At 31.2% G+C, this 13935-nt stretch carries 15 protein-coding genes; 3 read left to right on the forward strand and 12 right to left on the reverse strand.

From position 1 onward, the window contains the following. Position 1: 1 nt before the first annotated feature. From ACMAWV_RS01045 to ACMAWV_RS01060, 4 genes are all read right to left on the reverse strand, one after another. On the reverse strand, positions 2 to 724 hold the full coding sequence (locus ACMAWV_RS01045) for a polyprenol monophosphomannose synthase (RefSeq protein WP_392994144.1): 723 nt from the start codon (positions 722 to 724) through the stop codon (positions 2 to 4). A gap of 46 nt (positions 725 to 770) precedes the next feature. Next, a complete protein-coding gene (locus ACMAWV_RS01050) occupies positions 771 to 1040 on the reverse strand; it encodes a helix-turn-helix domain-containing protein (protein ID WP_199177559.1) in 270 nt (89 codons plus the stop codon). Positions 1041 to 1316: 276 nt separating this feature from the next. Next, positions 1317 to 2345: a glycosyltransferase family 4 protein gene (locus tag ACMAWV_RS01055; protein ID WP_412470475.1), complete on the reverse strand. Its 1029-nt coding sequence runs from the start codon at positions 2343 to 2345 to the stop codon at positions 1317 to 1319. Beyond that, positions 2338 to 3528, reverse strand: a complete 1191-nt coding sequence (locus ACMAWV_RS01060) for an O-antigen ligase family protein (protein ID WP_412470476.1) — start codon at positions 3526 to 3528, stop codon at positions 2338 to 2340. Before ACMAWV_RS01060 ends, ACMAWV_RS01055 begins: the two co-directional genes overlap by 8 nt. A 92-nt stretch (positions 3529 to 3620) precedes the next feature. Here ACMAWV_RS01060 and ACMAWV_RS01065 point away from each other — a divergent pair, with 92 nt between their 5' ends. Both ACMAWV_RS01065 and ACMAWV_RS01070 read left to right on the forward strand, forming a co-directional pair. Further along, positions 3621 to 4841 carry a UTP--glucose-1-phosphate uridylyltransferase gene (locus ACMAWV_RS01065; RefSeq protein ID WP_412470477.1) on the forward strand — a complete coding sequence of 407 codons (1221 nt, stop codon included), beginning with the start codon at positions 3621 to 3623 and terminating at the stop codon, positions 4839 to 4841. Then, on the forward strand, positions 4838 to 5995 hold the full coding sequence (locus tag ACMAWV_RS01070) for a hypothetical protein (RefSeq protein WP_412470478.1): 1158 nt from the start codon (positions 4838 to 4840) through the stop codon (positions 5993 to 5995). Before ACMAWV_RS01065 ends, ACMAWV_RS01070 begins: the two co-directional genes overlap by 4 nt. Here the strand turns inward: ACMAWV_RS01070 and ACMAWV_RS01075 are convergent. Genes ACMAWV_RS01075 through ACMAWV_RS01085 form a run of 3 tightly spaced genes read right to left on the reverse strand, consistent with a single transcriptional unit; the run spans position 5990 to position 8887 of the window. Continuing rightward, entirely contained in the window at positions 5990 to 7507 is a 1518-nt protein-coding gene (locus ACMAWV_RS01075) for a hypothetical protein (RefSeq protein WP_412470479.1), read from the reverse strand. The genes ACMAWV_RS01070 and ACMAWV_RS01075 overlap by 6 nt on opposite strands. Positions 7508 to 7548: 41 nt before the next feature. After that, a complete protein-coding gene (locus ACMAWV_RS01080) occupies positions 7549 to 8205 on the reverse strand; it encodes a PIG-L deacetylase family protein (protein ID WP_412470480.1) in 657 nt (218 codons plus the stop codon). Position 8206: 1 nt separating this feature from the next. Next, positions 8207 to 8887, reverse strand: a complete 681-nt coding sequence (locus ACMAWV_RS01085) for a formyltransferase family protein (protein ID WP_412470481.1) — start codon at positions 8885 to 8887, stop codon at positions 8207 to 8209. A gap of 81 nt (positions 8888 to 8968) precedes the next feature. Between ACMAWV_RS01085 and pseI the strand changes: the two genes are divergently transcribed. Then, complete coding sequence (pseI, locus tag ACMAWV_RS01090; RefSeq protein ID WP_412470482.1) at positions 8969 to 10003, forward strand: pseudaminic acid synthase; 1035 nt, start codon at positions 8969 to 8971, stop codon at positions 10001 to 10003. On the opposite strand, the gene ACMAWV_RS01095 is transcribed toward pseI, so the two are convergent. The 5 genes from ACMAWV_RS01095 to ACMAWV_RS01115 form a co-directional block, all read right to left on the reverse strand. Then, positions 10004 to 10438 (reverse strand): GNAT family N-acetyltransferase, encoded by a 435-nt coding sequence (locus ACMAWV_RS01095; protein ID WP_412470483.1) that lies wholly within the window; start codon positions 10436 to 10438, stop codon positions 10004 to 10006. Continuing rightward, a complete protein-coding gene (gene pseG / locus ACMAWV_RS01100) occupies positions 10435 to 11433 on the reverse strand; it encodes a UDP-2,4-diacetamido-2,4,6-trideoxy-beta-L-altropyranose hydrolase (RefSeq protein WP_412470484.1) in 999 nt (332 codons plus the stop codon). Before pseG ends, ACMAWV_RS01095 begins: the two co-directional genes overlap by 4 nt. Positions 11434 to 11546: 113 nt before the next feature. After that, positions 11547 to 12272 carry a cytidylyltransferase domain-containing protein gene (locus ACMAWV_RS01105; protein ID WP_412470485.1) on the reverse strand — a complete coding sequence of 242 codons (726 nt, stop codon included), beginning with the start codon at positions 12270 to 12272 and terminating at the stop codon, positions 11547 to 11549. After that, on the reverse strand, positions 12266 to 13021 hold the full coding sequence (locus ACMAWV_RS01110; protein WP_412470486.1) for an SDR family oxidoreductase: 756 nt from the start codon (positions 13019 to 13021) through the stop codon (positions 12266 to 12268). The genes ACMAWV_RS01105 and ACMAWV_RS01110 overlap by 7 nt, the downstream gene beginning before the upstream one ends. Then, entirely contained in the window at positions 13018 to 13875 is an 858-nt protein-coding gene (locus ACMAWV_RS01115) for an aldo/keto reductase (protein WP_412470487.1), read from the reverse strand. The genes ACMAWV_RS01110 and ACMAWV_RS01115 overlap by 4 nt, the downstream gene beginning before the upstream one ends. Between the last annotated feature and the right edge of the window lie 60 nt (positions 13876 to 13935).

The raw sequence follows: 13935 nt of genomic DNA on the forward strand, positions 1-13935 counted from the left end.
TTTATAAAATACCAAAAATCTTTCTAAGTCTTAAATTAATTACGTTAAAGAAAGCTTCAAAAATAATTCCGCCACCCATCTTTGATTGTCCATCACGACGTTCATAGAAAATGATTGGAACTTCTTTTACTGAAAGACCTTTTGCCCAAACCTTATAATTAAGCTCTAGTTGAAAGATATATCCATTAGAAATTATTCCATCTAGATTCAGAGATGATAGAGCTTTTCGTGTAAAACACTTAAATCCACCAGTCGTATCTTGAACAGGAATACCTGTCATGAATCTCGTATAAATTGAAGCACAGTATGATAGTAATAGTCTTCTAAACGGCCAATTGATAATTCTAATTCCATCAATATAGCGTGAACCGATGACAAGATCATTTTCTTGAGCAGCAGCTAAAAGATCTTTTACTGAGTCTGGATCATGAGAAAAATCACAGTCCATTTCAAAAACAAAATCGTACTCTCTTTCAAGGGCCCACTTAAACCCTGTGATATATGCAGTTCCTAGACCAAGCTTTCCTTTTCTTTCAATGATGTGAAGATTTGAATTTGTTTCCATTTTCTTCTTCACGATATCGGCCGTTCCATCTGGTGAGCCATCTTCAATAATAAGTAGAGATACCTCTGGGTATTTTTCAAAGATAGTATCGATCATGCGCTCGATATTCATGATTTCATTATAAGTAGGAATGATAATTAACGACTTGTTCCAAGGCAGTTGATTCACTGATTTCTCCATAATTTATGAGGATTCAAGATATCGTTTATTGCACCAATTTTCCAGAGTTTTTAGCCTTAAATACGATCTCCATCTCAAGCCCACACGCCTTGGCATACTTATTTAAAGTCGATAATTTTAAATCAAGACGACTTTCAATTTTTGAAACATCTGGCTGATCAATACCAATAAGATCAGTTTGTTTCAAACCGAGTGATTTTCTTAAGGCCTTTAGGTCAATGTCATAGTAATCGTTTTGTTTGATGGCCGTCTTGGCATACTCAAAAAACTCGAGGTCTAAGTTGTCATAACTCATTAAGTTTCTCCCTGTTTCATCCGTAAAACAGATATTGATTTCTTATAATTATAACATGAATCAAATTTTGTGCGACTATTCCTTACAATGCATATCGAAGCACTCAAGTATTCACTCTAGTGAATATAAATCACGGCCTTCAATCTAATATGTACTTAAGTGCATATATCTAAGCATTATCCACAAAATATTCACTTGTGTGCATAAAACGTAAATATGAAGTTTGTATATGCACTCCAAGGAATAAAAATTATGCATTAAACTGAATATTTTTTCTTACTTATATAATTCGATATACTTTTGTGCGCTTAATTCCCAAGAAAATCTATTCAAGTTCTCTCTACACTTGGCTTCCCAAGTACTAGCGTCAAACGTCTCCATTGTAGACTTGTATAAATTCTGCATCGAATCAGCATCGAATGATTCAAAAGCAATAGCTGCATCACCACCAATTTCTGGAAGAGAGGTCTTATTACTTATAAAAACTGGTTTATTAAAATACTGAGCTTCAAGAACAGGAAGGCCAAATCCCTCAAGAAGGCTTGTCATAAAAAAGGCCTTGCAATTCTCATATAACCAAGATTTTTCACCTTCTGAAACCTTTCCGATTAGAAATACACGATCAGAGATACCTAGCTCTTTTGCTCTTTCAACTAGTTCACTAGCGTACCCAGTTGAATTATCACCTGCGATAATAAGCTTTAAATCTGGATAAGCTTCGATTAGTGGATAGATAGCGTGAATATTCTTCTTTGGGAGAAGCTTAGAAATGGTGAATAAAAATTCACCTTCAAAATTGAAATCAGGCTTCTTCGGCTCAGAACTTAAATCAAGTGTAAGCCCATTGTAAATTATATGATTTTCAATATTCGATATATCAAAATACTTTTCAAAATCTTTCTTAGTACTTTCAGAAATAAAAGTCAGAACGTCCGTATACTTCAATTTTTTTTCAATATACTTCATGTAAGACTCTACCTTATTTTTTCGGTGAGCTCTTTGATGAATATAATTTAAATCATGAACAGTTAAGATCGTCTTCTGCTTCTTACTATAAGGAAAATATGATGAATCCTGATGAGTCGAATGCCACACCTTAGCTTTAGGCAGAAACAACCCCAGTTTTTGTAAAGGATTTGTATAAAAAAGAGTGTCATCCTTTGAAAACAAATCAGCGCTAGAGCGATCAATCAGATAGCTCGCTTTAGTCATAGAAGAAATATTCTTATATAAATGATGCGAGAATTGCCCAAGGCCTGAGTGAAAATCCTTAAGTCTTTCTAAATCAATAATTACATCATTCATTAAGCTTATTCCTCGCTAGCCTATCAGTTACAAGACTCATATTAAAAGCTAGTAAAATGAAAGCAAACATTACTGTTTGATTAAAAACATCGAATTGCGCACAGACAAAAGCATTAATAACCAAAGCCAAAGTAGACTTTGTGAATGCAGACGGACTTACTAAAGTTAAGTATCCCCAAGAAAAGAACCAGCCACTAAATGCTAATAAGCCGAAGATACCAATATCGGCAGCAATTTCTAAGAATGTGTGGTGGATTCTTTCAATAAATTGAGGATGGTCTATATTATATTGAGTTTTAACTCTTTCAATTTCATTTACTGATTGTTTGTAACCATAACCTGTAAGAGGCTTTTCTTGAAAAATTTTAATCCCAGCTTCATATAAGGAGATTCTGTATGAAGTTGAGTTATTTTTTAGAGTTAGAAAACGAGTCGACTTAGCAAATTCTGTCGACTGTAGAGCAATCATTAAGCCAATAAGAATGATAAATGCACTAAATAATACAAGCGCTAGCTTTTTAGATTTATAATATATTGTTGCACTTAAACTTACTAATAAAGAGAGTAATGCCCCTCTTGTTTTTGCTACAAGAACACCTACTACTGATAAAGCTGCTAAAGCAATTGCAGATTTTTTGTTTCCTCTATCTAACTTCAATAATGAGATAAATGAAATCACTAAACTTGCTGTAAAAGAACTAATATACGCAAACTTGGTAATATGAATAGATCCTGGCATTCTAGCACCGCTTAAAAGTGCAAATATATTCCCTTCATTTTGAATAATTTGAAAAAGACCATATGCGAAAGATGTTGCAAAACATGCAAGAAAAAATCCCATATAGTACTTTTTGACAAAATCTTTTAACTTATTGTTACTATTGAAAAAGTGATATAGAGGATAAAAGCTTAATGCTCCTATAAGAAAATACCTAGATTTCTTGACTGCCTTAATCGCAAGACTAGTATCATCAATCGCTATAAAGCTCATGATACAAGAAATTGCAAAAGTTAGAATTAAGAATTTACTAGCCACAGGAAGTTTAATTTTATTCTTATATGCCCAATATGCTGAGTATATTATAGGAAAAAGCATTAGGATATCACCAACTCCAAGCAATGATGGTGAAAAACAAATCCCTAATGTCGTAAAGACAATACTGAAAAAGATGAGGTAGTTCATATGTAAATGCTAAATGTTCCTAATTATATTAGTAAAGCTATATTTACATATTTATTTCAAATCCTGTCTACCTTTTGATATTATTGTTTCTTATGAATTTAAAAGAAATTATCACGAATCCAATAGAACTAGAATACTTCGAAGGCCTACTTTCACAATTAGATGATAAGAAGCAGGTTTTAACAATAGCAACACCTGAATATGATACAGGCGTTTATCCTACTGCTATTGCTCCCCGTGATTTAATGAGAAAAGAGCTACCTTTTCATTCATACGAAGATATAAAACAGCGCTACTCTACAAAAGACGTAGTTGATTGCACCTTGTGGCTTAGGAAAATGCACGGTGGCCTTGGTTCAAGTATTGATCGTTCTGACTATCTTAAAAAGTACGGCCGTATCACTCCAGGCTCAAAATCTACTGATCTTTATATTGAAACTAAAGAATTTGGCGCTATCTCATTAGCTGAAGCGCAAATTATACAAGCCTCAAAAAAAACTAGTTCATTCAGAAAAGTGGTCCTACAGGACCTAGTTAACAATGAGGTAAAACCAATACTTGATGAGATGTGGGATAAACACTCTCACCTTTTAAATGAAGACTTCCAAAGACTTACTTCTGTTGTTCAACAAAAGCTTCCAACTATTAAGAATGGCGAACTTACAACTCAAAGAATTGCACCAGCTGGCCACGGCATATTTGGCTATGAAGTCTTCAAAGGTCATCGTCCAGAAGGTGAAAATCTAATTGCATGTATTGGAAATGGTGAAGACTTGAGCTCAACACCTGATCGTGCAATTGTAAATTGGATGCTAACAGAGAATATTCCTGTCGTAATGGTTACTACAACAAAGACAAAAAGGGATATGAAGGGCGGACAAATTGCTCTTAAAGTCGAAGGCGATAAAACATATCTTACAATTGTAGAAAAAGCTCAAGCTGAACAAGCTGGGCAACTAGAATATTTTGAAAAGCTCGGTCTTCGTAAAGAAGATGAAGATGCATTTTTCAATACGAATCTAGTACTCGTGAACTTCAATGCCCTTTCTGATTGTAAAATTGCACTTCCTGATTTGATTAAGAATCAAAAAGGCGAATTTGTACAGCTTGAAGGAGCAATGGGCTCAGTACTTCTTAATTCAGACCGCCTATCACGCGATGAAGGTAAAAAATTAGTTCACATTTTAAATGTAAATAAAGAAAATAGAACTAAGTTTTTTAACCCTATTAAGAAGATGGATGACTTTGATTTTATACTAGATAATCAAAGCTTTAATGAAAAGATTTTTCATTTCAATCATATACAAACATGAGAAAGATTTCGAAGTATTATACAATTGAAAATATTACTCTTTGTTTATTTTCATTATTATTTTACTATTTAGTTTACATATATTTTTTTGATTTTAAACAAGGTACTTCACTTGCTCCAAAATACATCAAGGGAATAAAAGACCTAATTGTCATTTCCATACTCGTAATAAATGTAAAATATATTTTAAAATCATTTAGCAACCTTTTTTCTATAGCAATTATTGCCCCCACGTTATCGAACTTAGCTATAACATTTAATACAAACATTCTTATCCATCAAAGAAATTTATTATACTCAATCGTTATAGGTAATATTTTAAATTGTTTTGAAAGCAAGAAAGTTTACAATTTCATATTATTTAACTTAAGACTCTCTATTCTATTTGGCTTAGTATTTTTCCCTCTCTCACCATGGGAATCACAAGATATGATTGGAGCTTTAGGCTCACCTTCTAACTTCTATTTTATATTACTTTTTTACACGACTCTTAAACTAAACAGTAGTCTAAGATTCAAAGAAAAAGGATTAGAGTTTAATTATATAGATATGATTATTTTAAATATTGCAATAGTTAGTTGTGGGTCACTTGCAGCCATTATTATTTACCTAGCAATAGTCCATATATTTATTATTAAACTACAAATAAGTAATAGAAATTTGAAAAAAAGTATAAGTATCTATTTAAAACTCATAACTCTAATGACATCAATAATATTTTTAATTCATATGTCATTCCCACATTTATTCAATATGTACTTATTAAAAATATTATTAAGTAAAATACCATATATTGGTAATATAATAGATCTTGAATATACAACATCGCTTAGTCTAAGTAATAGAACTGCGCAGCTAAGTTCAGTTAATCAAATCAAGTTCAGCCTTATCAACTTCTCAGGAAAATATATTCAATCAGATTTTCAATATTTTGAAATATTAATAAATCAAGGACTAGTTCCATTTTTATTGTTTTATGGAATACTTACTAGATATTTAGTTCTCAGTATTAAAAACCTTGTATTCAAAGATACAGCTTTAATAACTCTAATCCTATTAACAATGATCTTTACACCAATAATGAGATATATACCTAGTGGTGCATTGATTTGTTACTACGTCATTGGACTTACAAAAAAAAATAACAAATTATAAATCGCCTCTTTTCATAATTGATCTTATCCAGTCAACTGGTTTATAAAAAAACCTACGATTAATTTTTACAAATCCCTCTTCAATCGTATTTTGATTGCGAGTGTAACTAAAGTCTCCATTTATGATTGCTTTAACGAAATCATCTTCATCTTTTGTTGAGTCACTATAAGATTCGTCATTTGAAATGATGTCATTCTTCTCTAGAATATATTTTAGTTTTGACATTACTTTTTCATCAAAATTATAAATGTATTCCGTCGTAGTAATTGCCTTAACACTTTCACTAAATTGTGCATATCTAAAACCATGCGTATAGATAAAGCGAGCAGCTTTAGCAAGGGTGTCACTATGATTATAATTTGTTATAAAACTTAAATCTAGTTTATCAATAGCCTGTTCTGTAAACACATTCGTACTAATCCCTGCACTATGATAAAAACAAGGCGATACTAAAACCGCAGGGGTTCCAAGAAATGCAGCTTCATATACAGAAGAACTACCATTAAGTAGTACAACATCTGCTTGTTTAATTAATCCAAGAGTATCCGCAGAATCGTGAGATTCAATATAATTAATCCCAACTTCAGATGCCCATTTTTTAAAATCATTATTTATATGTATGCCCTCTGCAGAGCCGATTCTTTCTGACCAATTAGGATGACCACGTAGAATAACATTATGTCTTTCAATTCCAAGCTTATCGATACATTTTAAAAATACATCTTTATAACTGTCATTATGAGGATTCATCCAGTCAGGATGACCTAGTACCTCATTTTTACTTGATGGTAAGATTAAACATTTCAAACCTGATTCTGAAGAACTCCATTCATAATCAGATCTATTTCTATTATAATTTCTCCACTCATTATTATCTTCATTACTAAACCTTGGAAGAAATGCACTTTTAACCTTTTCTATTTGTAATTTTGTTAAGGGCTTGTCTTTAAAACCTTCATGTAGAAATGTGATATCTTTTAAATTTAAACAATTTCCTCTAAAATTTAACTGTATACCATCTCCAAACCATGTACGTTCAACTGTATTAACAGGTATATTTAGATCACTGCAAGCTTCTAGAGAAGCACGTAAAATGTCCATCCTCCCATTAAAAACCATAACATATTCAATATTATTATTTTGAATCCACTCTTTAGTCTGTTCATATACACTTGCTACAGATAAAAGTAATTCGTTGTAAAGTTCATTGGATTTTTCCATGAAAATCTCTTCAAAACCTTCTTCAACTCTGAATGCTGTATAACTAGAAGATCTAGGCCAATCAAACATCTTTTGATCTACTTCTACTTTTCTATCAATATCAATATATGAGATATTTGAATTATCGTATGACTTAAATCCACCTAACTTACATTGAAGACATGCAAGTTTGTCCGACTTTTGTGAAATAATCTTATAGTAGCATTTAGCTTCACCACCAGCACATGATAAATATTGAACCTCATGACCTAGTTTATCTAAACATTTCGAAATAAAATACATATGTTCCACATGCGGACGCATTGGAAAAAAATTAATTAAACCTACTCTCATTATTTTTTGATTTCCCTATAAACTTCAAAAGCTTCTACATAATTATGACCAACACATGAACCTCGATATTCACGTTGTCTAATAATATTCTTAATTGATCTAGAATGTGGTTCATCTCTCATTTCATCTTTATAAATCTTCAATGATTTTTCTAATCTATTTATATGTTCATTCTCTAAGACATTGAACATCATTGGATGAAATTGATCGGTATTCCATTCAGTTGAAGACAATACTTCAAAACCATAAATACTTTCAACCGAACTATTTGGTTGTGGCCTAAACGCAGTCATTACAGCTCTCATAGTAAGTTGATGATCAACGTTTAAATCTTTACTTGAATGAGTATAAACTATTTGAGGACTTTTGTTTTCAACAAAATCTTCAATCCCCTTAACAATAGATAAAAGACTGACGCTATCCATTTCATTATCCGGATATGATAACTGCTTATACTCAGTTATTCCTAAATTTTTACAAGAAGCTGAAAGTGCAGATTCGCGTAATTCTGCCTTATCTGAACTTCCACGAGCACTTACACCGTCAGTCATTACTAATAATGAAACGGTGTCTCCATTAGATACATGCTTTGCAATTGTACCGCCACATCCTATTACTTCATCATCAGAATGAGCTACGATAACTAATACTTCCATATTAATCCTCTTTTCGCTTAAAGATAACCTCTGCTTTAACTTCACCGTTTAGTAATTGAGCTTTTTTGAATGTTAAAACATAATCTTTAAATTCTAAGAATGCATTGGGATAACCTTCTGCATCTAACATTCTAATATAATCATAAATCTGATTTATACCTTTACAATTTTCCAAGTTGCCATCTTCGGGCTTTCTTCTCTTAAAATTAAAAACTTCACCAACTTGTTCAACTGGTTGCGGATTATCAGTAACAATCATTGGAATTAATTTTTCAAATATTACACTAGAGGCTCTAGTATATATTTCTTGCGCTGTTCCTTCCAAACTTAGAGGTAACTTAAAATAAACTGGGCCAGCATCTAATTCTTTCACGACTTTAATTGCCGAAATTTTCGTTTCAGTCTGTCCATTCACAATTAAATTTTGTAATGGACTCCCTCCTCTTCCATAAGGTAGATCAGTCATATGAAATACTACACATTCAAAATTTTCGTAAATTGACTTCGGAATAATATGCGACCAATGAGGAAAAAAAACATATTTTGGATTAACATCTTCTAAATATTCCTGAGTTAATTCATGTTTCTCCTTAATTAAGATATATCTATCGTCATTAGAGAAGTTTTTTTCGTAGTTTTTAACATTCCACTCCCCCCAAGTTGCAATAACAAATTTATCCAAATTTTCTCCCTATGAAACAGCTCGTCATCTATATTTTTCAAAATAATTAATATATAATCATCATACACAGAGGTTAATAGTATGAAAATCAACAATAGAGAAATTGGTCTAAATAATAATCCATATATCATTGCAGAAGTATCTGCAAACCATAATGGTGACATAGAAAAAGCAAAAGAACTCATTAAGCTTGCAAAAGAATCTGGAGCTGATGCAGTAAAAATTCAAACATATACAGCTGACACGATGACATTGAATGCAGATACTGAAGATTTTAGAATCACGGGTGGATTATGGGATGGCTATACTCTATATAATCTGTATGAAGAAGCTTACACACCATGGGAGTGGCATCAAGAGCTTTTTGACTACGCTAAAGAATTAGGTATAACAATATTTAGTACTCCATTTGACGAATCAGCTGTTGATTTCCTCGAAAGCCTAAATGTACCTGCATACAAAGTAGCATCATTTGAAATGACTGATCTACTTCTGATTGAGTATATTGCCAAAACAGGTAAACCTATTATTATATCTTCAGGAATGTCTAATATTGATGAAATTTCTGACGCATTAAATGTGATATTCAAATATCACAGAAATGTTGTTCTTCTACATTGTGTAAGTAGTTATCCTGCTGAATACAACGAATTCAATTTAAATAGCATATCTTATCTTAAAGAAAAATTTAATATTAATGTTGGATTATCAGATCATTCTCTTTCTAATATTGCCTCAATCACTAGTGTAGCTTTAGGTGCGACAGTAATAGAAAAGCACTTTATCAAATCTCGTACAGATAAAGGACCAGATTCTGAATTCTCTCTTGAACCAGATGAACTTACAGAGCTTTGTAAATTAACAAAAGCTGCATGGGAAGCTCTTGGTGTACATGGAATTAGAAGAGGTGAGAAAGAATTAACAAACTTAAAATTTCGAAGATCTATTTATTACATTAAAGATCTTGAAGCTGGTGCCACAATTAAAGAAGAAGACATCAAAAGAGTTAGACCTGGTTATGGAATTCCTGCAAAGCTGTACAATGATGTAGTTGGTAAAAAACTGAAAATATCAGTAAAATTTGCTCAAGCAACTTCTTGGGAAGACTTTGATTAATTATAAATTATAAGTATAGGTTATGTAACTTTTATTAAAGCCAGACTTTTCAAAAAGTCTCTGAGAGGCTTCATTCTCAATTACTACTTCAGCAGTTAAATTCTTTAATCCCATTTCTTGTGCATAGACTTTAAGAGCATTCAAAGATCTCAATGCGTAACCTTTACCATGATGGATCGGTGAAATATAAATACTTACTAAGCCAGTTGAATCTATAATTCTCAATTGAATCACACCAACTTTCTCACTATCACTTTCAGCAATATAAACTAAGTTATTATTACTTGTTAAAGCAGACGCATACCATTTCTCATGGTCACTTCTTTCAACAGGTTTATTATTATGAAAGTATTTATAAATTTCTGGATTATTTCTATTTTCTAATAAAAACTCACTATCCTCAATCAAAGCTTTTCTCAAATGAAAATCAATCATAATTTCTCCATTTCTTCTTTAATTCTTGTAAGACCTCTACCATCAACTAGCTCTAAAATTTTCTTAGAATTCTTTATATACCTAGAAGATTCTGAAGCAATACTTTGAATTACTCTTATCCAATCATTACTAGTTGTAAACCTTCCATCGCCTACAAATGTTACCAATTCCTTCTGTGTTAAATACTTTGCATTTTCTTCTTGATTGTCTGCAATTGTGACACAAGCAGAAGGTAAACCTAGATAAAAACGTTCCCATGTCGTCGTACCATAAGCTCCAAACATTAGGTCATGTTCCAACATAGTAGTGGCCATGTTATCTACAAATTCGAAATAAGAAATATTTTTCAAATTATGATATAACTCTCTAAGCTCTTTTGCTTCCTTACTAATAACAGTAAAGTTTAAATTATAATCGCACTCACACAAAGCATCTAAAACTTTTTTCGTTTCTTGGGTCATGTCAGAACCACCAAAGAAAACAAGAACTTTATTAATACTCTTTCTAGGTTTTATATTTTCTATATTACTTAAAAAGTGATTACCAAGAATTACATATTCTAAACCACAAAGAACTTTTTTCACTCTATCATTAATATATTGGGATTCATGAGCATTTATATTTTGATCCACAATAATATCACAATAATGTTCTCTACCAATATCATCTAATGCTAAATACTTAACACTGGTTTGCTCAAGAATAGCTTTTTCATAAAAATAATCAATTTCATAATTATCCATAATTAGAAAATCTATAGATTTGTTACGAATAATAGATATCACTTCTGATGGGTCAACATAACCAAAAATATTTGTTTCTATTTTATGAAATTCTTTTGGAATAATATGATTAATGTTTCCTTTCTCAGATTGACACAAGAAAGAAATATCATAGTTGTTAGCATATAAAAATTTTGCTAAATTTAAACATCTAAAAAAATGTCCATATCCGATATCTTCAGATGCATCTACTTTAAATAGTACTTTTTTCATCAAAATTCCTAAACGTGAATTCTACTTTATGCCAATTTTTTTAAAAAACTATATATTGTATTAGATAAGAATCGACAACATAAGGAACAAAGCTTAATTTTTTTCTAGGATTATCAATTACAAACCTTTTGAACAACATGAGTATTTATATTTTTTAAATATACATTCTCTAATAAAATTTGTTCAAGATTTTTATAGTTCACTAAACCTAGCTCTATTTTATTTGAGAGTGCTTGAACGAAACAATAATCACTAAATTCATCTAGAGTTAATCTGTAATCTTTTATAGATGTCTCAAACTTTATAGTGCCTGTTTTGAACTTATCACTATTTTTAAAGTGAAGTGTTACATGTTCCAATTCAGAAGCAGTTAGGTCATTCATTTCTATTTTTAACATCGAAGATGCATTAAATATTTCAAAATTACATCCCAAAGGTAATCCTTCAGTATATGTATAGTCATTTTCACTTTCAATATGTTTGCATACAGCCTCAGAAAAAAGGTCTTCAATAATAATAGGATTATCAGCAGTCATCCTTATTACAATAGACTCTTCTTCATTTTCACAAATACTATAAAAGCGACTAAATACATTATACAAATCTCCTTTAAATATATTTACAGAAGATGCAATATTATTGGAAAGAAGTTTTGACTCTTCATTATTAGGAATCGCAACGTAACACGAATCTACGCAATCTAGTAATAGTATTGACTCTGTCAATATTCTTAGCATTGGTACAAAATTTGCGCCTATTGGTAATAAAACCTTATTTGGTAGGCGACTAGAAGAAAGTCTAGCTTGTAGTATAATTACTATTCTTTTTCCATTTAACATACTGTCCAGCCACCATCTACAATCAAATTATGACCAGTCATAAATGAACTTGAATCTGATATTAAAAATTCACACGGCCCAATCAACTCTTCAGGATTTCCAACCCTCTTAAGAAGTGTTTTTCTTTGTAATTCACTTAAAAATTTAGAATCCGTAACATTTTCGATGTTTGGAAATGGACCAGGTGAAATACTATTAACCCTAACTCCTTTTTGACCTAACTTACTCGCATAATATTTTGTTAACTGAATTACGCCTGCCTTAGCTGCTCCATACGCAATTGGACTTTCTTGACTTTTACAAGTTTCGTAAATCGTAAAGTCAGGTGCTACTACGCCATACATTGAAGAAATATTAATAATACTAGCTGAAGATGATTCAAGAAGTAGTGGTAAAAATCTATCTGTAACTATTTCTACTGATGATAATGATCCTAATATACCTCTTTCAAATGTACTATTTTCAACTGTTCCACCCTGCAATGAAAATGCATTATTAATTAATCCATCTATATACTCATACTTATTTTTAATCAATAAAGCCGCATTCTCTATAGAGTTACGATCAAGTATATCCATTTCAACAAAATCAATTTCTGGGTTGTTAGAGAAATATAAATTAAACTTTTCAACATCTCTACCAGCTACAATTACTCTCGCCCCTTCCAGTGCAAGACCTTTAGAAATTTCTCTCCCAAGATATCCGTAACCACCAGTAATCAAAATAATTTTATTATCTATTTTTTTCATAATTTCCAACTATTAGCTTTTCTAAATGCGTTATCCCCAAAGTCAAATACACTATAATCTATATCTAAAGGCTTTGAGCTTCTGTAAAAATCAATATTCTCTTTAAGTTGTTCCTCATTCTCAACGGCCAAAAGTATATAACTCAAAATGCTATCATAGCTTTTTAAGAATCCATAAATAAATTCTTGAACTGAAAAGTTATTGCAATTCAATATTTCTCTATATTTTAGTATCTTATCTTTAACAGGTTCGAAATATGGATGAATATCATCAATACTTATAAAATATAAACCTTGTAAAAATATTGATCTCACATGAATTTCAATTTGCTTTCTGTTGTTAATGTATTTGGAATTTAAGATCTCTTGATCAAAAGGACTAAATGGCACTTGAAACACATCAAAATCATATCTTTCAATTAAGGAATCGAGTTCTTGAGATGTGTATACTGAGCAGCCTACTTTATCTATAAACCCTTCGTTCTTTAAGCGGAGCATTTCATTATAAATTTTATCACCTTTAGATGAACTTAAAATTGCAGAATTGTGTAGCATATATGTAGAAACATGATTTACCCCAAGTCTTCTAAGGGATTCATTAAAATATTCATGCACACTACCACTCTTCACAACTTCTAATGGTAACTTAGTTACGATATCGAAATCTGATAAATGCTCAAACATTCCTAAGCGATGCTCACTATCTCCATATGCATATGCAGTATCAATTAAGCCCACATTATTTTTTTTACAATATGAAAGAATTCTCTCGATTTCTGTAACGTTAGTTTTACCGGATTTATTAGAAATTCCATAATCCAATCCAAATTGGGCAGTTCCTAAAGCTAGCTTCATACATAATCCCCTTATTGATTTAATCAAAATACTTTTATATTTACAAAGCCGTGTATAACT

The sequence above is a fragment of the Halobacteriovorax sp. RT-1-1 genome, from assembly GCF_047085455.1.
Lineage (GTDB): Bacteria > Bdellovibrionota > Bacteriovoracia > Bacteriovoracales > Bacteriovoracaceae > Halobacteriovorax_A.